Origin of the sequence: Methylocystis sp. (genome assembly GCF_050246715.1) — a bacterium.
In the GTDB taxonomy this organism is placed as follows: Bacteria; Pseudomonadota; Alphaproteobacteria; order Rhizobiales; family Beijerinckiaceae; genus Methylocystis.
Window position 1 is genome coordinate 166,667 of the sequence record NZ_JBFWVN010000001.1, and the last position, 18,078, is coordinate 184,744.

The window sequence follows — 18,078 nt, forward strand, 5'->3', positions numbered from 1 at the left end:
CAGCGCGCCGCCGACGGCGCCCGGTTCAATTGCGCGTCGAAACGCGCCGCGGCTTGGCGCTGTTCACCTCCCGAGAGAGCGCCGACACCTGTTCCGCGAGCGCCGCGACCTGCCGCGAAAGCGCGGCGAGCGAATCCTCCTCGCGTTGCGCCTGGCCGTTGCCCCGACGCGCCCGTGGCGGGGTCTCCATGCGCGCAACGACCGGAGGGACGCGAACCCCGACTTCCTGCCAAGCGGAAGCAACCGCCTGCTGTTCCCGGCTCCCTGCCCCGTAGAGACGGTCCGCCATCATGAAGGTCAGTTCGGCGAAGCCTCTGAAGTCGGTCGTCGGGCTCGACGCCTTCAGCGATTCATACCAGATGTGCCCGGGCGCTTCCCAGGCGTAGCCGCCGATCTCTGTCGCGACGATGTAAAAGGCCTTGTTGGGAATGCCCGAGTTGATGTGAACGCCGCCGAAGTCGCCTTCTTCCGTATCTGGCAGGTCGTCATATCGGCTCATGTGGTCGGGCTGAGGATCCTTTCCGAATATGTCGTTGTCATAGGCGCTCCCCGGATTCTTGAGCGAGCGGAGCGCGTCGCCGGCGATCGCCGGCGTAAAAATGTCGGCGCCGATCAGCCAGTCGGCGTCCTCGGCGGACTGATTCAAGCTCCATTGCTTCACGAGCGAGCCGAACACGTCGGAGACCGACTCATTCAGCGCGCCGGACTGCCGGTGATAGACCAGCCCGGCGCTGGTCTCGGTGACGCCATGGGTCAGCTCATGGCCGATCACGTCGAGCGAGCCGGTGAAATCGCTGAACAGCATGCCGTCGCCGTCGCCGAAGACCATCTCGCTCCCATCCCAGAACGCATTGTTGTAGTCCCGGTCGTAATGGACGAAGCCATTAAGTCGCATGCCTCGGCCGTCAATCGAGTCTCGTCTGTAGACCTCTTTATAGAAATCGCGCGTCGCGCCGAGACCGTCGAACACTCGGTTAACGGCTGCGTCGGATGACGCCTGCCCTTCCTCGGTGCGCGCGACTCGCGCTCCGGACAGATTGGTCGAATTGCGGCAATCATAAACCGTGCGCTGCGCTGCGCCCATGTTTGAAAGCGTCAGATTCGCGCGAATCGATCTCTGGCCGCGCAAACGGGTTGTCGTCAGCAGGGTGCGCATGGCGATCTGGCGCAACTCCTTTTTGTCGCTCTCGACAAGCCGCAAAAGAATATGTGGCGGAACGATGCAGTTGATGCAGGAACAACGCATAGAAATAACTCCTCTGTAAAAACGCTCCGCCGCCGCAGCGCCCAACGAACGCGATAGAACAACGCGGTCAGCATAAAAAGGTTTCGCGATCGTCCAAACCGCATCTTTGCCTAGGCCGCCAAAGGCGGATAACATGCAGGCGCAAAAAGCGATCGCCGCCGCGCGGAGGCGGCGCGCCACTGGGAGCGCGCGCCATGGCTTTGCTGATATTTCTGGGGCTCATTGCCGCCGTCGGCTTCTGGCTGGTCGGCGTTTACAACGGCCTTGTGTCGCTGCGCCAGCGCAGCAAACAGGCCTTCTCCGACGTCAATGTGCAGCTCAAGCAGCGCCACGACCTCGTGCCCAATCTCGTCGAGACGGTGAAGGGCTACGCCACCCATGAGAAAAGCACCCTCGAAGACGTGGTCAAGGCGCGCAACGCCGCCGTGTCGGCGCAGGGTCCGGCGCAGCAGGGCGCCGCCGAAGGCGTGTTGACCGGAGCGCTCTCGCGGCTGATCGCGCTCTCAGAATCCTACCCCGATCTGAAGGCCAATCAGAACTTCCAGCAGCTGCAGAGCGAATTGTCGGACATTGAGAACAAGATTTCCGCGGCGCGGCGGTTCCTCAACAACACCGTCGCCGAATACAACGCCACGCGGGAAGGCTTTCCTGGCTTCCTCATCGCGCAGCGCTTCGGCTTCGAGCCGCTCGACTATTTCGAACTCGACGAGACCCAGCAGCGCGCGATCGAAACCGCCCCGAAGGTGGAGTTTTAGGCGCGCGCGAATGGCTGACTCTCATTCCCGATGGCCGCGGGCTCGATCGGGATTACAGATTCAGCGGAACCCAGTTCAAGCGCTTGCTTGATTCCCGATCGCGCGCTTCTCGCGCGTCGGGGATGACAGCGACGATTTTGGCGGAAAAGACAATGTTCAAAGCCTACGGCCTTTACTCCTACATTCGCGCCAATGAGCTGCGCTCGGCCTTTTTGCTCGCCGGCTTCGTCGTCCTGCTGCTGGCGCTGATGTTCTCCTTCGCGCTCATCGTCGAAGCGATGAGCGTTCATCCCGGCGCGCCGTTCCGCTACATTTTCATGCTCGCCGTCGACGATTTGAAGCGCGGCTGGCCGATCGGCGTCATCGCGGCCGGCGTCTGGTTCGCCATCGCCTATCTCTTCCACCAGAAGATGATCGACTTCGCCACCGGCGCCGCGAATCTATCTCGCGCCGAGTCGCCGCGAATTTATAATCTGCTCGAAAACCTGTGCATCTCGCGCGGCGTGCCGATCCCGGCGCTGCAGATCATCGAGAGCGACGCGCTCAACGCTTACGCCTCGGGGCTGAAAGAGGGACAATATAAGATCGCTGTGACCCGCGGCCTGACGCGCGAGCTGACCGACGCCGAACTGGAAGCGGTGCTCGCGCATGAACTGACCCACATTCGCAACCGCGACGCCCAGCTTCTCGTGATCGCGGTGATTTTCGCCGGCATTTTCGCCTTCGTCGCCGATCTGACGATTCGCCGCTGGGATTTCCCGTTCGGCTTCTCGCCGCATCGTCCAGAGCGCGACAATGGACGACGAGGAAACGGCGGCGCCGCGCTCGCCATTCTCCTCGCGCTTGTCATCATCGCGCTGAGCTGGGGCGCCTCGGTGCTGATCCGCTTCGCGCTGTCGCGTTCGCGCGAATACCTCGCCGACGCCGGCAGCGCCGAACTGACCAAAAACCCCGACGCGATGATTTCGGCGCTGCGTAAGATCGAGGCGCATGCGGCGATTCCGGCGATGCCGTCGCGCATGCAGTATTTCTTCATCGAATCGCCGGCGCTTCATCCGGGGTCGGGCTGGTTCGCGACTCATCCAAGCGTCGACGCGCGCATCGCGGCCTTGATCGAATTCGCGGGCGGCCGGGATACGTCGGTTGAACTCGGACAGGCGCCGTCAGAAACGATCGACGCGTCGCGCCAAGCCGGAGCCTCCTTCCTGCCCAAGGACGGGCGTGCGCCGCTGTCGCCGCCCCGCGGTCCATGGGGCAGCGCCAGGCGCTGATCGGCGCGCCGGAATCTTTCGTTCGTCTCCGCCAAACTAACACTGCACTTCGTAATTACAATAAATCCAGAATACAGCCTGGATCATTACACGGATTCCAAAACATATGATTTTTACCAGTGCTGAACATGCGATACGCTATGCGCGTCCTTGGCGGCGTTTAGCAATAGAAGAACTGTAAGGAACTTCTCGCGAGCCGCCGATTTCGTCGACTAAATTTCGCGGAAGAGGCGCGGGCATGAGCATCACGGTTATCTTCGGTTCCGACGGCGGCGCGACGAAGGGGGTAGCTTCCAAAATTTCGAAAAAGTGCCAGGGGCGGTCGATCGACATTAAGGACGCGACGACGGACGACTTCGAGAATTGCCATCTGCTGATTCTCGGTTCGCCGACCTATGGCGACGGCACGCTGCAGACGGATTGGGAAGAGAACATCGACAAGCTGCGCGGCGCCAATCTGAAGGGCAAGAAAGTCGCCCTGTTCGGCACCGGCGACCAACAGACCTATCCGCTCTCCTTCGTGGACGCGACGGGCATCCTCTACGACGAAGTGTCGGCGCTCGGCGCAATGGTAATCGGCTTCACCGAAACCGCCGGCTACGACTATGTCGGCTCCACCGCCGAGCGGGACGGCAAGTTCGTGGGCCTCGCCCTCGACCAAGACACCCAATCCGGCATGACAGAAAAAAGAGTGACCGCATGGCTGAGCCAGTTACTTTGATCTGCGACGGCGTTCCGCCCCTCTCGTCCGCGCCCTATCGATCCGTCGAAACCGCGCCGATGCTGCGGCTCATTCACCACAATATCTACGAATATGGGAGAGGCGTTCGCAGCCTGTTTCTGATGACCGTCACTCGACCGGAGCTGGCGCTGGCGCTCGGCAGGCTGGATGCGCATGGCATCCCGCGCTTCGTCCAGGACCTCAGCCCGGTCAAGGCCAATCTCTTCTTTGGCCGGCCCGCCTTCGTCGCCGTGGCGCGCGCCATCGTCACCCGTCCGCTCAATGCGCTCGCCGCGGAGGAAGACTTCATGCTCGGCACGCTGCTCGGCTATGACCGCGAACAGCAGTGCCATCGCTTTCTCACGCGCTCCGGACGGGGCATGCCGGACGAAATGCCTCTGGCGGCCGAATAAGGCGATGGCCGGCGCCAAGCGCGCGGCATGCACCGACGTTTAAACGAGGCGCGCCTTCAGGAATTCGATCGCCTTCGCGCGCGACTCGCGCGCTTCGGGAAGAAAGCTCATCAACTGCCAGGCGTGAGGCACACAGGGCCACATTTCGAGACTTGCGTCCACGCCCGCCTGCCGTGCGCGCGCCACGAGTCGAGTCGAGTCGTCCCGCAGCGCTTCGTCGGCGCCAGCGTGAACGAGCATCGGCGGGAGGCCGGAAAGATCGGCGTAGATCGGCGACGCAAGCGGATTTCTTGCGCTCTCGCGTCCAAGCGCGGCTCTCGCGCCGAGCAATATGTCCTTGCGCGTGAACCAAGGGTCGCGCGCTTCGTTCTCGCGAATTGAGGCGCCGGTCGCGGCGAGATCGACCCAGGGCGAGGACAGCGCCGCGGCAGCGGGTGGCGGCAAACCTTCATCGCGGATACGCAGCATCAACGAGACCGCGAGGCCGCCGCCGGCGGAGTCGCCGACAATGACGAAAGGCCCCGGCCGCGCCTCTGCGAAGGTTTTGTAAGCGCGCAACACATCTTCGAGCGCGGCGGGAAAGACATGCTCGGGGGCAAGTCGATAGGCCGGCGTGAAGACATCGAAGCCGGCGCGGGCGAATTCGCGGGCGGCATAGCGAAAGAGTCGCGGCGAACCAATCAGGAAGGCGCCGCCGTGAAGATAGAACAGCGTTGCGACTGCCCCGCCTGAAGCCTCGAGCCAATCGCCGGGAATTTGCGGCGCAAAGGGCGCGCGCCGTTCGGGAGACAATCTTTCAAGGAGCGCTTGCAGGACGCGCGCCGGCGCCGTCAGCGACTGGACATGCGGCTTGATGAAACGGCGAAGGAAGGCGACGGTTCGCTGCGTCGCCGCGCTCGCGACCTCACTCATTTGTCCGCGGCGGGCTTGCGCGGATCGGACGCGTTCGAGAGATAGTCGAGCGAAGGATCGTTCAAGCCAGCTTCGCGCGACTTGTCGCGCCACTCCCGCGCCTCGGCGAGATTGGCCTCTACCCCGAGCCCTTGCGCGAGGATATGCGCGAGGCGGTTTTGCGCCACGGCGTTGCCCTTCGCCGCCGCTTTGCGAAACCATTGCGCCGCGGCGGCGCGGTCGCGCGGCACGCCGACGCCATTGAACTGCAAAACCGCGAATTCGACCATCGCCGGCGCGAAGTCGAGTTCGGCGCCCCGCTTGAACCAGTCAGCAGCGACACGCTCGTCCTTGGCGACGCCTCTGCCGGTCTTGTAGAGAACGCCAAGCGCATAAAGCGAATCCGCGTTTCCCATTTCTGCGGCGCGCCGGAAATAGTCCGCTGCTTTTCCGAAGTCTGACGGCGCGCCCTCGTTCTCGAGCGCAAGCTCTCCCAGAAGATGCAAAGCTGCAGGGCGATCCTGCGCCGCCGCCTTTTCGAGATAGGCGCGCGCGACGGCGCGGTTCTTCGGAGCGCCGGCGCCATTGAGCGCCGCTGCGCCATAGAGATAGGCCGCTTCCCCATCGCCGGCGTCGGCGCCCCGTTTGAACCATTGCATCGCGAGAGACAGATCACGCGCCACGCCGGCGCCTTCGAGATAAAGCTGCCCCATCAGCGTCAGCGCCGCGGCGTCCCTGGGGTTGGCGTCGATCCGCTTCTTCGCCTCCTTCATCGCGACCGAATAATCGCCGCGCTGGTAGGCGCCGAAGGCGAGATCTGGCGCCGGCGGCGCGTCATTGGCGGCGCGGGCTGCGGGCGGGAGAACGAAGACGCAACATGCGACAAGCGCTGTCATTGCAAGCAAAGCGAAGCAATCCAGCACACGCCGTTCGGCTGCTGGATTGCTTCGGCGCTTCGCGCCTCGCAATGACGCATTCCCTTCCGTGGGGCGAGGACGGCTTGCGGTCATTTGCCTTCTCCGTTGAGCCGCGCCTGCGCCTCAGCCACAGCCGCCGCCGGACCGCGCGCGTCGCTCCAGACGGCGTCGTCGAGCAGAATGAAGTCGGCGCCAGCCTGAACGAGCGGCGCGATGGCGGCGAGCGTAGCGGCGCGGGCGACGCAGGGCGTGTTGAACAGCTCCGCCCACCAGGCGACGCGCTCGATCAGCGCGGCGGTGTCGCGATCCGAAAACATCACATAATCGGCGCCTGCTTCGCCCACGCGCATGGCGTCGTCGCGCGTTTCAACTTCGCCGGCGCCGACAATATAGCGCGGCGAGAGTTTCTTGATCGCTTCGGCGAGCGCATCGCCGCAGCCGGAAACATGCGCGCCGTCGGCGCCGGCGCGCAGCGCGACATTGGGGGAAGCCGCGACAAGAACGGCGACATCCTTTTCCTGCGCCGCCGGCGCCAGCGCGCGAACGATCGTCTCATTCGCGCGGTCGTCCGCGCCCGCAAAACGAATGAGCAGACTCGCGATATCGCCAGCGGCGAGCGCTTCATTGAGCGCAGGCGCAAAACCCGCCGCTTCCGTGAGCGGCGGCGTGGCGAGAGAAAGCCGTGGCGCGACGTCGTCCATCAGGCCTTCAGCCTGTCGAGCCAGGCTTGCGCTGCGGCGCGCACATTGTCAGGCGCCGTTCCTCCAAAGCTCCTGCGGCTCTGCGCCGACTTCTCGACTCCGAGCACGTCGAACACTTCGGCGTTGATGCGGGGCTCGACGGTTCGCAGCTCCTCCAGCGTCAACTCTTCGAGCCCAACGCCGCGCGTTTCGGCGAGCGCCACGATGCGGCCGGTGACGTGATGCGCCTCGCGAAACGGCAGCGACAGCGTCCGCACCAGCCAGTCGGCGAGATCGGTCGCGGTGGCGTAGCCGGCGCCGGCCGCGTCCTGCATCCGCGCGCGGTCGACGCGCATATCGCGGACCATGCCGGCGACGGCGGCGATGCAGAGCGACAACGTGTCGAGCGCGTCGAAGGCGCCCTCCTTATCCTCCTGCATGTCCTTCGAATAGGCGAGCGGCAGTCCCTTCATGACGACAAGCAGCGCCACGAGCGCGCCAATCACGCGGCCCGATTTGCCGCGCGCGAGTTCGGCGGCGTCAGGGTTGCGCTTTTGCGGCATGATCGACGAGCCGGTGGTGAATTTGTCGGAAAGCGCGATAAAGCCGAATTGCGGCGTGGTCCACAGCACGAGCTCTTCGGCAAAGCGCGACAGATGAGTGGCGCAGATCGCCGCTGCGCTTAGCGTCTCCAGAACGAAGTCGCGATCGGAGACGCTGTCGAGCGAATTCGCGGTCGGCCGGTCGAAGCCGAGCGCTTGCGCCGTCATCGCGCGGTCGATCGGGAAACTCGTGCCGGCGAGCGCCGCCGCGCCGAGCGGACATTCGTTGAGCCGCGCGCGGGCGTCGCGGAAACGTCCCCTGTCGCGCGCGATCATTTCGACATAGGCGAGAAGATGATGGCCGAGCGTCACCGGCTGCGCCGATTGGAGATGGGTGAAGCCCGGCATCACGCTCGCCGCCTCTTCCAACGCGCGGTTCGCGAGCGCGAGTTGCAGATCGGCGAGTTCACGATCAAGCGCATCGATTTCATCGCGGATATACAGGCGGAAATCGGTCGCGACCTGATCGTTGCGCGAACGCGCCGTGTGCAGGCGGCCCGCCGCCGGCCCGATCAGCTCTGCAAGCCGTGACTCGACATTCATGTGAATATCTTCGAGGGCGCGCGAAAATTCGAACCGCTCGCTCTCGATGTCCGCTTTGATTCGCTCCAGCCCTTCAATAATCTTCGCCGCATCCTCGCGCGTAACGATGCCGGTTTCGGCGAGCATGGCGACATGAGCGAGCGAGCCGCGGACGTCCTGCAGGCCGAGGCGCTTGTCGAAGTCGATCGAAACATTGATCGCCTCCAGAAGCTTGTCGGTTGCGCTTTCGAAGCGCCCGCCCCATATCTTGCTCTTCATTTTTAGCCCCGGAGCCTGCGCCCGATGTCGAAACCGCCGCACCCCCCGCGATCATTCCTGCTTGTCGTGAAGGCGGCCTTGATCACGATAGCGGCGAGCGTGGCGTTTCTATACGTGATCGGCAGCATGGGCGGCAAGAAACCGCCGGAAGCGGCAGTCGACGAAGGCGCGGGCCAGGGCGGAATGATTGAGCCAACCGCGGCGCCCGCGACCGGCGACGACCCCGCCTGCGCCGCCTCGGCCAAGATCGCTCCCGATCTAAAGGATCTCGCCAAGGGCGAGGTTGCGGCAATGAACATCGCCGCAAAGCCGCAACAGCTCCCTGACTACGCCTTCAAGGGGCCGGACGGCGCCCCAATCAAGCTCAGCGCCTTCAAGGGCAAGACGACGCTCCTCAATATTTGGGCGACCTGGTGCGTCCCCTGCCGCGCAGAAATGCCCGCGCTCGACAAGCTGCAAGAGTCGTTCACGGGAAACAATTTTGAAGTCGTCGCCATTAACGTCGATACGACGCGTCTTGAGAGGCCGAAGGCTTTCCTCGCCGAAGCGGGCGTCAAATCGCTGACCTATTACGGCGATCCCAAGGCTGACATTTTCTTCGAGATGAAGCAGTCCGGCAAAGCGCTGGGCCTGCCGACCACGATGCTGATCGGCCCCGACGGGTGCCAGATCGGGCTGATGAACGGTCCCGCCGCCTGGGACAGCGCGGACGCCAAGGCGCTGATCTCCCGCGCTGTGGAGACGACCCAAAACTAATCGCCAAGTCTGGCGGCCCAGTCTAATCGCCATGTCTGTGTCCGCTCGACGGGCGGGCGCGCCGGCTTAGCGTCGAGAGCGGAAGCGGCTCTTTTCTGAAAGGAGATCGGCGAATGCATGTATCGATCGACCAGGCTCACAAGGCGATTGACGCGGCGCGCCGCAAGGCGATCGAACTCAAAACCCAGATGTGCATCGCCGTCGTCGATTCCGGCGGCGTTCTAAAGGCGTTCGAGCGGATGGACGACGCTTGGGTCGGCAGCATCGACATCGCAATGAAAAAGGCCAAGACCGCCGTCTTCTTCGGCATGCCTACCGGTCAGATCGGCAAACTGTCGCAACCCGGCGGTCCGCTCTACGGCATCGAGCACTCGAATGACGGGCTGATCACCTTTCCGGGCGGCCTCCCGATCGTCGACGCCGACGGCGTCATGATCGGCGCCATCGGCGTCAGCGGTTCAGCAGTCGAAAACGATCACGCCGTCGCGCAGGCTGGCGTCGACACGCTCGGCGTCTGCGACCTTCCCGAACATCCTTGGCGCACCTGAGCCGCGCTCTAAGCTTTTGGAATCGATCACATTGGCTGCATTTGGGCGATTCCGCCCAAATGCAGCTTGATCTAGTGACGCCGCTTCTTCGACTTTTTCCGCTTCTCGCCCGATTCCATGGTCGCGCCCGGCTGTTGCTCAGGTTCGGCGGGCGTTGCGGCCGGGGCGGCGCCTTGGTCAGTCGGCGGGGCGGCCTCGGTTTCGGGCGGCGGCGCGGCATTCGCGGCGTCGGGAGGCGTTCCGCTTTCTTCTACGGGCGGCGCGTCGGGCGCAGCCGGCGGCGGCGGCGAACGCGAGGCGGCGAGCCACCATGAGGCGGCGGCGAGGGTTAAAATGGCGAGCGCCACCAGAAAGGCGATCGCCCCGCCGCCAGCGCCGCCGCGTCGTGGCGGCGGCCGATCAGCATCGGATGCGTCCTTCGGCGGCGACTCGCTCCTCGACGCGCGCGCGAGCCCCGGCGGAGAGGGAGAATGGGGTTGTTCGCCGCGATACTGACTCCATACCCACGCGGCAGGCGGGGACCTGCCGTTGTGCTCATTTTGAGAATCCGACATCAGTCCGCCCTCCAAAGACGCATCGTCCGCGCCACCCCTGCGCGCGCATGTTGACTCGCCGCCGCGCCATCGACAAGTGCGGTTGCAAGCGCGTCGCCCGGCGGACGCGACACAAGGGCGAGAACTGCGCTATCTTGACTGAGCCTCACCTTTACCAGAGCGAGATTGGGCATGACCATCAAAGCTGGAGATCGACTTCCCGACGTGAAGCTCACCGTCATGAGCAAGAACGGACCAGAGCCGGTCAACACAAAGGATTATTTCGCGGGACGCAGAGTGGCGCTCTTTAGCGTCCCCGGGGCCTATACGCCGACCTGCCACAAGAAACATCTGCCGGGGTTCATCGCCAAGGCGGATGAAATCAAGTCGAAGGGCGTGGACGCCGTCGCGGTCACCGCGGTCAATGATATTTTCGCGCTCGACGCCTGGGTGAAGGAATCAGGCGGCGGCGGCAAGATCGAGGCGCTCGCCGACGGCTCGGCGACCTTCGCCAAAGCTCTTGGACTGGAGCTCGATCTCACCGAGCCAGGGCTTGGCGTGCGCGGCAAGCGTTATTCGGCGCTGATTGACGACGGCGTCGTCAAATGGATCAATGTCGAGGAAAATTCCGGCGAAGCCACCGTTTCGACCGCCGAAGCGACGCTTGCCAAATTATAGGTATCCAATCGCAAAGGGCGCTGTCTTGCCCGATCGAACGCCACATTCATCGATAAGGCTCGCCAAACCTGCCTTTCGCGACCGAACCACAGAGACGATGCGCTCCTCAAGCGCCGTGGAGCGCGCGTCATGAACGCGCGTACAGATTTTCGCTTTGTTGCGGTCGCCGGGCGTTTCCGATGACTCGAGGCGTTCGCGGCGACGACGTCGAAGCGTTAAGAGCGCTTCTGCTGGCGCTGGAGAACGTTCAGCGCTCGCCTCCAGAGCCGATTTTCCTCGCCGTCGGCGAGTTGGCGCAGCTCCTGCAAATATCACGGTCAGAGATCATCGAGCGTCTCGATAGGCTCGCCGGCCTGAATTTCATCGAAGGGCCCGGCGCCTATCGCGAAAGCGACTGGCTGTTTCGTCGCCTGACGCGCCGCGGCGAGGCCTTAGCGGAATTGATCCGCGACCCCGACGATTGGCGCGAGGCGCTCGAGACCTATGGTCCGTTCTTGGCGCGCTGATCCCATCTGGCCCGAGCGCGCCGCCACTTTGCCGCGGCTTCCCGACGTTGCGCCTTGATGAGTTGGCTGAGTTCGGTGCGCCACAGATTGAACCGGTCGTTCGGCGCGAGCGCCATGTAGCGCTCGGCGATCTGCGTGATGACGATATCGGGCTTCACGCGCTCGACGAGCCGCCAGTCAACATTGGCCGACCAGACAAAGATGAGTTCGCTCGCCGTTTCGGCGAGCTGCGCCGTCAGACGGTCATGTCCGACGCCGGCGAAGGAATCGCCGAAAAGCAGAATTCGCACTTTGTTGGGCGCTTCTTCATTCCTGTAGACGACATGCGCGCCAACATGGATGTCGCCGCCGTGAAGCGGATTTTCGAGGATACGCGCGACGGCGTTGGCGTAGATTCGTTGCGCGTGGGCGATCCAGTCGATTTCGCGAATTTCCTCCCACCGCGGCGGATCGACTTTGCCGCCGAGATCCATGATTTTGTGAAGCGTGTTGCAAGGCCGCTGGGCCAATCCCTGGTTCGGCGCCAGCTCAAGCGAGTCGCACAAAAGACGATAGGCGAGCAGACTGCCTTCCGGCGTCCAATGGGTGTCGCTGCGCCAGTAGAGTTCGACTTCATCGCGGCGCTCGCGCATCGGCCAGACAAGATCGACCCATCCGGCGGCGCGCGCGTCGCCGTGAAAGAGCTGTTGCAGGCGGATCGCCCGCGCGAGATCGACATTGACGAGCGGCGTGGCCTGCTTGTGCCCGTAGATCGTCAGCTTTTCCGGCGCGACGAGATGGGCGTAGCCGACGCCAAGCGCGTCGCAACGACGCTTGCGTTCGAGAATGGCGTCGCGCCATCGGCGCAGGTTTGTGTCCGGCAGATGCCCGCCGTTACGTTCATAAAGCGTCGTGACGAAATTCGATCCGCCGGTGAGGAACAGCCATCCATCGCGGCCTTCGTGAATGATGAGTTCGGTCACGGCGCACAATTCGCGTTCGGCTCGGCCTCGGCTCCGGGCGCGGGCTTGCGCGCATAAAGTATCGTCGCGGCGGCGAGTTCGAAAAGCTTCTCGCGCGGCAATTCCCGCGCCCAAGGCTTTTCAAGCAGCGGGCCGGGATAGGCGATCAGATCTTCGACGCGCGTGCGCAGGAACTGCTTGCGCGCGCGCGGCGGGAGACCTTGCGCCCAGGATCGCAATTGCCAGGCGATCGCCCAGACCGGGTGCGTGGGATTGGTGACCTCCTGCCGTTCGATGGTCAACCGCCCTTCGAAAAGCGTTCGCAGTCCCTCATGCGTCATGTTGAAATAGTGATGCGGATAGCCGTGCAAAGGTTGAAGAAAGGGCACGCAGCATTTCAGCCATCCGCCCGGCTTGAGCACGCGCGCGATTTCGGCCGCGCAGCGAAACGGATCCTTCACATGCTCCAGAACGGCGATCGAGATGACGCCGTCGAAGGCCCCATCCTTGAACGGCAGGCGATGCGCCGCGCCGACGACGTCGGTCGTCGCATAATCCATCATCTCGAAATTCACGACATTGCTGTAATAGACGGGCCGGTAGCCAGCGCCGACGTCGAGGATCAAGCCGTCGGCGAGGCCTTCGATCAATCCGACGGTTTCGTCGTCATAGCCGTTCTCGCTGATCGGCATGTCATCATCGCCAGCGTCCGCGCCAGGCGCCGCCCCATCGGCAAATATGAATTTGCCCGAATTCGATAGCGGCGTATCGGGATCGAGCAGCAGCGGCCGCACTGCGGCAAGTTTTCGCGCGCGTATGGCAGTTATGCCGCTCGCGCGCCGCTGCCGGCGCCTCTGGGCGCAACCGAGCTGATCGAAATGCGCGCGGCCCGAGGCGAATTGACCAAGCTCGATCGCCTGCCGCACGTCCGCGTTCACCGCCAGATAGCGCGCCTCGTCGAAATTCTCTGGCGTCGCGGGCTCGTCGTCGGCGACCTTCTGCCGGCGGCCCTCAATATGGCCGAATTTCTTGAAATGGCTCCAGCCCGATCTCATTTTGCCGGCGCGAACCGACTCGGCCACATCGGGGTTGACGGCGAGATAGGCTTGTTCATTGAAAGTATGCGGCGTCGGCGTTTCTTGCAACGCCACCGACTCGAAGGGATTTTTCATATAGACGGCGAGATGCTACTCAATAGTCGGCCCGCCAAATTGTTACCACAAGCGGCGGAGGGCGGAAACACGCATTGGAAGATCGGCCAGGGAGCATTGACTCGAATCGCAGCCGGCGCGATGGCGGCGTTCTTCCGATCAACCCAGTTTCGGAACCATTCATGAATTCCAGCGACCAGAGCGATCAAGGAGGAGAGGCGCCGATAACCGTCGAGACCTTCTATCGGTACGGCTACGGGGGTCGCCAGATGCTCGCCATACGCGCGCCCTTTGCGATGGGCGCCGACGGCGCCGACATTATCGGACGCGCCATCGAAACGGACGGATGCCGCTACGTCATCGCCGCGATCGCACGCCAGATCTCCGGCCCGATCCAACGAGGCGAGCCGTTCGGCGTCGAACTGCGCGGCGCCGACGCGCGCGATGAGTCTGCGGCCTGAAGGATGGCTAAGATTTTGGGTCTTGGGCACAGTCATATCGTGGCCATCGCCAAAGGATGTTACGATCTGCAGCATGAGGGATTTAAGCTCGGCGGCGCGCCGCTCGTTTCGAGATTCGTCTATCTCTACGATCCAGAACTCACGCCGACGCTTGGGGAGGAGAACGCCTCTTCGCGCCTCAATCCTCGCCTTCGCGGGATCATCAAAGAGGAGAGGCCTGACGGCATCGTATTGTCGGTCGGCGGCAATGAGCATATTGCTCTTTCGGTAACGCAGACGAACGAGCGTTTCGACTTCATTCTTGGCGCGGAGCCCGAACTCGATCTCGAGCCCGGCGCGGCGGTCTTGCCCGAAGCCGCGGTCCGCGAGACGTTGCGGGAAAAAATGACGCCGACCCTTGCAACCATCGAAGCGATCCGGAACGAAACTGACGCGCCCATCGTTTGCATCGAGCCGCCGCCGCCCCTGCCGAATTCGCGCGTCGTGCAATGTCCGCAGGAATTTTTCCGCAGATCGTTTGATCCGCGCCGACTCTCTGGAGACATCTTTCGCTATAAGATGTGGCGTGCGCAATCCGCGCTCTATCGTGAAATCTGCATGAAAGAGCAAATTCTTTTTGCAGCCGTTCCAGCCGAGTTCATAAGCCCGTCCGGCATGTTGGCGGAGTTCGTTTGGGGCGCTGACGCCTCTCACGCGAATGCGCTGTTCGGCCGGCGGATGATCCAAGCCGCCGTGGAGCTTTTTGAGCCTCGACTCGGCGATGGACGGCAATGAAGACGCATCCCTATTCGAAACGTCCCGACTACGCGCTTTGGCGTCGTGCGGTCGCTGACGTCGCTCCAGGCGAACTTGATCCGGTCGTGGCGGCGCCCTTCCGATTCGGCGTTCGCGAAAAAGTCGCGACGGCAGGGAGCTGCTTCGCCCAGCACATTGGCCGCTATCTGAAGTCGAGCGGCTACAACTATCTCGTCACCGAGCCGCCGCACGCCTTTGTCAGTCCCCAGGCGGCCGACGCGCTCAACTATGGGCTCTATACCGCACGCTACGGCAACATCTACACGAGCCGACAACTGCTGCAGCTCTTCCAGCGGGCGTACGGACGATTTACGCCGAAGGAAAACTACTGGCCAGAACGCGCCGGGCATGTGATCGACCCGTTTCGGCCGCAAATTCAACCGGGGGGGTTCAATTCCGCCCGTGAACTCGATTATGACCGGGAACGCCACTTTGCGGCGGTGCGCAAAGCTTTCGAAACGCTCGATGTCTTTGTGTTCACGCTCGGGCTGACGGAGCTTTGGCGTTCGCGCCAGGATGGCGCGGCGTTTCCGCTCTGTCCGGGGGTTACGGGCGGCGACTACTCGCCTGAGCGACATGAGTTCGTCAATCTTGGCGTCGACGAGGTCGTGGCCGACATGACCGATTTCGTCCGCAGCCTGCGCGCCGTCAATCCTGCCGCGCGAGTCATTTTGACTGTTTCGCCCGTACCCCTCGCCGCCACCGCCGAGGCGCGTCATGTGGTGGCGGCGACCATGTATTCGAAATCAGCGCTGCGCGTCGCTTGCGACGTGCTTTCGCGCTCGCTCAGTCAGGTCGCCTATTTTCCTTCTTACGAGATTGTCGCCGGCGGCTATGCGCCGACGGATTATTTCGCGGCGGACCGGCGTAGCGTCACCCAGGAAGGCGTGGCGCATGTCATGCGGGTGTTCGAGCGGCATTTCATCAAGCGCAGCGTCGCCGGCGAAGCGCTGCGCGGCGCATTGCGCGCGCTTGGCCCCATGCGGTCCGCGTCGATCGAAGACCCGATCGCAGCCGCGATGCGGCTCATGTGCGACGAAGAGGCTCTATCCCTGGAGCGAGTTGAAGCGGAGTCGAGGGACGAGGCGCCGTCGGAAGCCGAGTCGGCGGCTCGGGACGAGTCAGGAGAGGATCCTGCCTCGCAAGCACCGCTCGCCGACAAGCCCGAGCGTGAAGCTGATCCCTCCGACCCAGTAAATCATCGACTTGTTGATTAGCTCGGGGTCGTAGCTCGCGTAGTAGGCGGACCTCAGCCATTCGACGAGCTGCGTCAGAGGATTATACGCCATGTATTCCCGAAGAGACGAGGGAATCATGTTCGGCGGCAAATAGGCCCCGGATATCAAGTAAAGGCCAAGCATGGCGAGGAGGAAAAACAACATAAAGTATTGTCCGACCAGCGCGCACATCATCACGTTGAAAAATCCGAGCCCAATCCCCAAAAACACGGCGGCGACGATCGCTTTCGACGCTTCGGCCGTGTCAGGCGGCAGGATGTCGACGTCGAACAGACTGATCGCAAACATGAACAGCGCAAGCACGATCACGGCGTTGAGCGTTTCGAGGATGCAGCGACTAAAAATGAGGTGGAGCGGCTGAATCACCGGTATGTTCAACAACTGACGATTCTGCGGAATGGCCATCGACAACAGCCGCGCGGGATAGAAGCACAAAATATACGGCACGATGCCGGTCGCCACAAATACTGTAGGGCTGTCGCCTACAGGCGCGATCGATATTCTGAGCAGGTAGACCAGCGTAATGACGCTCATGTGCGACAAGGGCCAACCGATCGCGATCAAATAGCCGATATGGCTGGTTCCGAAACGCGTGCGCATGTCTTGGACTAGGACGGCGCGCATGATGCGGCGAAACTCTACGAGCCGTCCGCGAAGCCTCGAACAGCGCGCGTCCAAAAGCGAGTTAACGGCCAGGCTCATCACTTTGCTGCTCCATCGTCCGTGCAAAGCGAGAAATTTCTCAGGAGATCGGCGGAATAATGACGCCGAGGCGCAAACCGCGCCGCATGGCAATATGCGATCAGCATATTGGTTAATCGGTCGCTTGCGGCAGGCCGCAGTTTGCTCGCTTAGTCGCTAAAGGAGTCGAAATTGTGATACGTTGGCGCCGCAGCATGAAGCCGTGTTCCTGCGCGCGCCCTCATTAACAACGACGATCAGTTGGTCAACGCGGGGCTTTCGCGATAGAGCGACGGGAAGAGCCGCTTGAGATTGTCGATCTTCGGCAAATCATTATAGACGATATAAGGCTGCGTGGGATGGCGGACGAGATAGTCCTGATGATAGGCCTCCGCCGGATAGAATGCCTTCAGCGGTTCGAGCGTGGTGACGATCGGCGCTGAAAAGACCTTCGCGTCGGCGAGCTGCGAGATATAGTCGCGCGCGACCTTTTCCTCTTCGGCGTTCGCGACGAAAATCGCCGAGCGATATTGCGCGCCAATATCCGGTCCCTGGCGGTTGAGCTGCGTCGGATCATGCGCGACGGAAAAATAGACGCGCAGCAATTCGCCAAGACTCACCTTCCTCGGGTCGTAAGTGATTTCGACGGATTCGGCGTGGCCGGCGTCACCCTGCGAAACCTTGTCGTAATGCGCCGTCTCCCTGGCGCCGCCGGCATAGCCGGAAATCGCGCGCGAGACGCCCTTGACGCGCTGAAACACGCCCTGCACGCCCCAGAAGCAGCCGCCGGCGACGACGAGCTTTTGTGCGCCTTCGCGCGACGTCGGCGGATCGTAGAACGGAGCGGGCAGAACGATCGCATGTTCAGCGGCGCCGGCGCGCAGGGGCGTGAGAATGATCAGCGCGGCGGCGACAATGGCGGCGAATCTCATGGCGATTTCTCCTAGGCTTGTCCGCGCCCGACGAAACGCAGCGCGACGCCGTTCATGCAATAGCGCAGGCCAGTCGGCTTCGGCCCGTCGGTGAAGACATGGCCGAGATGCGCGTCGCAGCGCTTGCAGGAGACCGCGACCCGCCTCATGCCGAATGACATGTCGGCGCTTTCAACGACATTGGCCTTCGAAATCGGCGCGAAGAAGCTCGGCCAACCGGTGCCGGAATCATATTTGGTCTTTGAATCGAACAACGCCGTGTCGCAACCAACGCATCGATAGAGTCCCTCGGCGTGATTGTCCCAATAGGGGCCCGTAAAGGCGCGCTCGGTGCCGTCCCTTCGAGTCACCTCGAAGGCGAGCGGCGAGAGTTGCGCGCGCCATTCCGCCTCGGTCTTGACCATCTTTTCGACGCGCGACGGGCCGAGGCTTTTGCCGTTTGCGTCGAAAGTTTCGATCTCGACCTTATCGGCCGCGGCGTGCGCGTTCCGCCCAAAGGCCAGAAAGACGACGCTCGTCAATAGGCTGCGACGGTTCACAGTCGGGCTCCTGCGTTCTCGC

22 protein-coding genes are annotated in these 18,078 nt (G+C 62.9%); 11 read left to right on the forward strand and 11 right to left on the reverse strand.

The window, feature by feature from the left end:
- Positions 1-25: 25 nt before the first annotated feature.
- A complete protein-coding gene (locus AB7I51_RS00865; protein ID WP_428402544.1) occupies positions 26-1,246 on the reverse strand; it encodes a M4 family metallopeptidase in 1,221 nt (406 codons plus the stop codon).
- 194 nt (positions 1,247-1,440) lie between these two features.
- On the opposite strand from AB7I51_RS00865, the gene AB7I51_RS00870 reads away from it, so the two are divergent.
- The 4 genes from AB7I51_RS00870 (at position 1,441) to AB7I51_RS00885 (ending at position 4,406) form a co-directional block, all read left to right on the forward strand.
- Positions 1,441-2,001, forward strand: coding sequence for a LemA family protein (locus tag AB7I51_RS00870; protein ID WP_428402543.1), 561 nt, complete (start codon positions 1,441-1,443; stop codon positions 1,999-2,001).
- A 152-nt stretch (positions 2,002-2,153) separates the two neighbouring features.
- Positions 2,154-3,272 carry a M48 family metallopeptidase gene (locus AB7I51_RS00875; protein WP_428402542.1) on the forward strand — a complete coding sequence of 373 codons (1,119 nt, stop codon included), beginning with the start codon at positions 2,154-2,156 and terminating at the stop codon, positions 3,270-3,272.
- Positions 3,273-3,510: 238 nt separating this feature from the next.
- Positions 3,511-3,993 (forward strand): flavodoxin FldA, encoded by a 483-nt coding sequence (fldA, locus tag AB7I51_RS00880; protein ID WP_428402541.1) that lies wholly within the window; start codon positions 3,511-3,513, stop codon positions 3,991-3,993.
- The gene (locus AB7I51_RS00885) at positions 3,972-4,406 is read left to right on the forward strand and encodes a DUF2023 family protein (RefSeq protein ID WP_428402540.1); all 435 of its coding nucleotides are present in this window, start codon (positions 3,972-3,974) and stop codon (positions 4,404-4,406) included. Before fldA ends, AB7I51_RS00885 begins: the two co-directional genes overlap by 22 nt.
- A 39-nt stretch (positions 4,407-4,445) precedes the next feature.
- On the opposite strand, the gene AB7I51_RS00890 is transcribed toward AB7I51_RS00885, so the two are convergent.
- From AB7I51_RS00890 to argH, 4 genes are all read right to left on the reverse strand, one after another.
- Positions 4,446-5,318: an alpha/beta hydrolase gene (locus tag AB7I51_RS00890; protein ID WP_428402539.1), complete on the reverse strand. Its 873-nt coding sequence runs from the start codon at positions 5,316-5,318 to the stop codon at positions 4,446-4,448.
- Positions 5,315-6,193 carry a tetratricopeptide repeat protein gene (locus AB7I51_RS00895; RefSeq protein WP_428402538.1) on the reverse strand — a complete coding sequence of 293 codons (879 nt, stop codon included), beginning with the start codon at positions 6,191-6,193 and terminating at the stop codon, positions 5,315-5,317. The genes AB7I51_RS00890 and AB7I51_RS00895 overlap by 4 nt, the downstream gene beginning before the upstream one ends.
- Before the next feature lie 110 nt (positions 6,194-6,303).
- Positions 6,304-6,915, reverse strand: coding sequence for a thiamine phosphate synthase (locus AB7I51_RS00900; protein WP_428402537.1), 612 nt, complete (start codon positions 6,913-6,915; stop codon positions 6,304-6,306).
- Positions 6,915-8,297, reverse strand: coding sequence for an argininosuccinate lyase (gene argH / locus AB7I51_RS00905; protein ID WP_428402536.1), 1,383 nt, complete (start codon positions 8,295-8,297; stop codon positions 6,915-6,917). Before argH ends, AB7I51_RS00900 begins: the two co-directional genes overlap by 1 nt.
- Before the next feature lie 24 nt (positions 8,298-8,321).
- On the opposite strand from argH, the gene tlpA reads away from it, so the two are divergent.
- On the forward strand, positions 8,322-9,053 hold the full coding sequence (gene tlpA / locus AB7I51_RS00910) for a thiol:disulfide interchange protein TlpA (RefSeq protein ID WP_428402535.1): 732 nt from the start codon (positions 8,322-8,324) through the stop codon (positions 9,051-9,053).
- Positions 9,054-9,166: 113 nt separating this feature from the next.
- On the forward strand, positions 9,167-9,601 hold the full coding sequence (locus tag AB7I51_RS00915) for a GlcG/HbpS family heme-binding protein (protein ID WP_428402534.1): 435 nt from the start codon (positions 9,167-9,169) through the stop codon (positions 9,599-9,601).
- A 71-nt stretch (positions 9,602-9,672) separates the two neighbouring features.
- Here AB7I51_RS00915 and AB7I51_RS00920 read toward each other — a convergent pair whose 3' ends face one another.
- Positions 9,673-10,155, reverse strand: a complete 483-nt coding sequence (locus AB7I51_RS00920; RefSeq protein WP_428402533.1) for a hypothetical protein — start codon at positions 10,153-10,155, stop codon at positions 9,673-9,675.
- A 171-nt stretch (positions 10,156-10,326) separates the two neighbouring features.
- Here AB7I51_RS00920 and AB7I51_RS00925 point away from each other — a divergent pair, with 171 nt between their 5' ends.
- Positions 10,327-10,812, forward strand: a complete 486-nt coding sequence (locus AB7I51_RS00925; RefSeq protein ID WP_428402532.1) for a peroxiredoxin — start codon at positions 10,327-10,329, stop codon at positions 10,810-10,812.
- 179 nt (positions 10,813-10,991) lie between these two features.
- Complete coding sequence (locus AB7I51_RS00930) at positions 10,992-11,318, forward strand: hypothetical protein (RefSeq protein ID WP_428402531.1); 327 nt, start codon at positions 10,992-10,994, stop codon at positions 11,316-11,318.
- On the opposite strand, the gene AB7I51_RS00935 is transcribed toward AB7I51_RS00930, so the two are convergent.
- Complete coding sequence (locus AB7I51_RS00935; protein WP_428402530.1) at positions 11,294-12,280, reverse strand: alginate O-acetyltransferase AlgX-related protein; 987 nt, start codon at positions 12,278-12,280, stop codon at positions 11,294-11,296. The genes AB7I51_RS00930 and AB7I51_RS00935 overlap by 25 nt on opposite strands.
- Positions 12,277-13,431: a class I SAM-dependent methyltransferase gene (locus AB7I51_RS00940; protein ID WP_428402529.1), complete on the reverse strand. Its 1,155-nt coding sequence runs from the start codon at positions 13,429-13,431 to the stop codon at positions 12,277-12,279. Before AB7I51_RS00940 ends, AB7I51_RS00935 begins: the two co-directional genes overlap by 4 nt.
- Before the next feature lie 161 nt (positions 13,432-13,592).
- Between AB7I51_RS00940 and AB7I51_RS00945 the strand changes: the two genes are divergently transcribed.
- From AB7I51_RS00945 to AB7I51_RS00955, 3 genes are read left to right on the forward strand one after another with little or no spacing between them, the layout of a single operon-like run.
- The gene (locus AB7I51_RS00945) at positions 13,593-13,871 is read left to right on the forward strand and encodes a hypothetical protein (RefSeq protein ID WP_428402528.1); all 279 of its coding nucleotides are present in this window, start codon (positions 13,593-13,595) and stop codon (positions 13,869-13,871) included.
- 3 nt (positions 13,872-13,874) lie between these two features.
- Positions 13,875-14,645, forward strand: a complete 771-nt coding sequence (locus AB7I51_RS00950) for a hypothetical protein (protein WP_428402527.1) — start codon at positions 13,875-13,877, stop codon at positions 14,643-14,645.
- Complete coding sequence (locus AB7I51_RS00955; RefSeq protein WP_428402526.1) at positions 14,642-15,883, forward strand: GSCFA domain-containing protein; 1,242 nt, start codon at positions 14,642-14,644, stop codon at positions 15,881-15,883. The genes AB7I51_RS00950 and AB7I51_RS00955 overlap by 4 nt, the downstream gene beginning before the upstream one ends.
- Here the strand turns inward: AB7I51_RS00955 and AB7I51_RS00960 are convergent.
- From AB7I51_RS00960 to msrB, 3 genes are all read right to left on the reverse strand, one after another.
- Positions 15,788-16,609 carry an ABC transporter permease gene (locus tag AB7I51_RS00960; protein WP_428402525.1) on the reverse strand — a complete coding sequence of 274 codons (822 nt, stop codon included), beginning with the start codon at positions 16,607-16,609 and terminating at the stop codon, positions 15,788-15,790. The genes AB7I51_RS00955 and AB7I51_RS00960 overlap by 96 nt on opposite strands.
- Before the next feature lie 233 nt (positions 16,610-16,842).
- On the reverse strand, positions 16,843-17,517 hold the full coding sequence (gene msrA / locus AB7I51_RS00965) for a peptide-methionine (S)-S-oxide reductase MsrA (protein ID WP_428402524.1): 675 nt from the start codon (positions 17,515-17,517) through the stop codon (positions 16,843-16,845).
- 11 nt (positions 17,518-17,528) lie between these two features.
- The gene (gene msrB / locus AB7I51_RS00970; RefSeq protein ID WP_428402523.1) at positions 17,529-18,056 is read right to left on the reverse strand and encodes a peptide-methionine (R)-S-oxide reductase MsrB; all 528 of its coding nucleotides are present in this window, start codon (positions 18,054-18,056) and stop codon (positions 17,529-17,531) included.
- Positions 18,057-18,078: the final 22 nt, after the last annotated feature.

Bases quoted from the DNA above. Each gene is read 5' to 3' on its own strand.
- AB7I51_RS00885 (WP_428402540.1), top strand. From the start codon at position 3,972: ATGGCTGAGCCAGTTACTTTGATCTGCGACGGCGTTCCGCCCCTCTCG.
- AB7I51_RS00940 (WP_428402529.1), bottom strand. From the start codon at position 13,431: ATGAAAAATCCCTTCGAGTCGGTGGCGTTGCAAGAAACGCCGACGCCG.
- AB7I51_RS00900 (WP_428402537.1), bottom strand. From the start codon at position 6,915: ATGGACGACGTCGCGCCACGGCTTTCTCTCGCCACGCCGCCGCTCACG.
- AB7I51_RS00945 (WP_428402528.1), top strand. From the start codon at position 13,593: ATGAATTCCAGCGACCAGAGCGATCAAGGAGGAGAGGCGCCGATAACC.
- fldA (WP_428402541.1), top strand. From the start codon at position 3,511: ATGAGCATCACGGTTATCTTCGGTTCCGACGGCGGCGCGACGAAGGGG.
- AB7I51_RS00925 (WP_428402532.1), top strand. From the start codon at position 10,327: ATGACCATCAAAGCTGGAGATCGACTTCCCGACGTGAAGCTCACCGTC.
- AB7I51_RS00875 (WP_428402542.1), top strand. From the start codon at position 2,154: ATGTTCAAAGCCTACGGCCTTTACTCCTACATTCGCGCCAATGAGCTG.
- AB7I51_RS00950 (WP_428402527.1), top strand. From the start codon at position 13,875: ATGGCTAAGATTTTGGGTCTTGGGCACAGTCATATCGTGGCCATCGCC.
- AB7I51_RS00865 (WP_428402544.1), bottom strand. From the start codon at position 1,246: ATGCGTTGTTCCTGCATCAACTGCATCGTTCCGCCACATATTCTTTTG.
- AB7I51_RS00955 (WP_428402526.1), top strand. From the start codon at position 14,642: ATGAAGACGCATCCCTATTCGAAACGTCCCGACTACGCGCTTTGGCGT.
- AB7I51_RS00920 (WP_428402533.1), bottom strand. From the start codon at position 10,155: ATGTCGGATTCTCAAAATGAGCACAACGGCAGGTCCCCGCCTGCCGCG.
- msrA (WP_428402524.1), bottom strand. From the start codon at position 17,517: ATGAGATTCGCCGCCATTGTCGCCGCCGCGCTGATCATTCTCACGCCC.
- tlpA (WP_428402535.1), top strand. From the start codon at position 8,322: ATGTCGAAACCGCCGCACCCCCCGCGATCATTCCTGCTTGTCGTGAAG.
- AB7I51_RS00890 (WP_428402539.1), bottom strand. From the start codon at position 5,318: ATGAGTGAGGTCGCGAGCGCGGCGACGCAGCGAACCGTCGCCTTCCTT.
- AB7I51_RS00915 (WP_428402534.1), top strand. From the start codon at position 9,167: ATGCATGTATCGATCGACCAGGCTCACAAGGCGATTGACGCGGCGCGC.
- AB7I51_RS00870 (WP_428402543.1), top strand. From the start codon at position 1,441: ATGGCTTTGCTGATATTTCTGGGGCTCATTGCCGCCGTCGGCTTCTGG.
- AB7I51_RS00930 (WP_428402531.1), top strand. From the start codon at position 10,992: ATGACTCGAGGCGTTCGCGGCGACGACGTCGAAGCGTTAAGAGCGCTT.
- AB7I51_RS00895 (WP_428402538.1), bottom strand. From the start codon at position 6,193: ATGACAGCGCTTGTCGCATGTTGCGTCTTCGTTCTCCCGCCCGCAGCC.
- argH (WP_428402536.1), bottom strand. From the start codon at position 8,297: ATGAAGAGCAAGATATGGGGCGGGCGCTTCGAAAGCGCAACCGACAAG.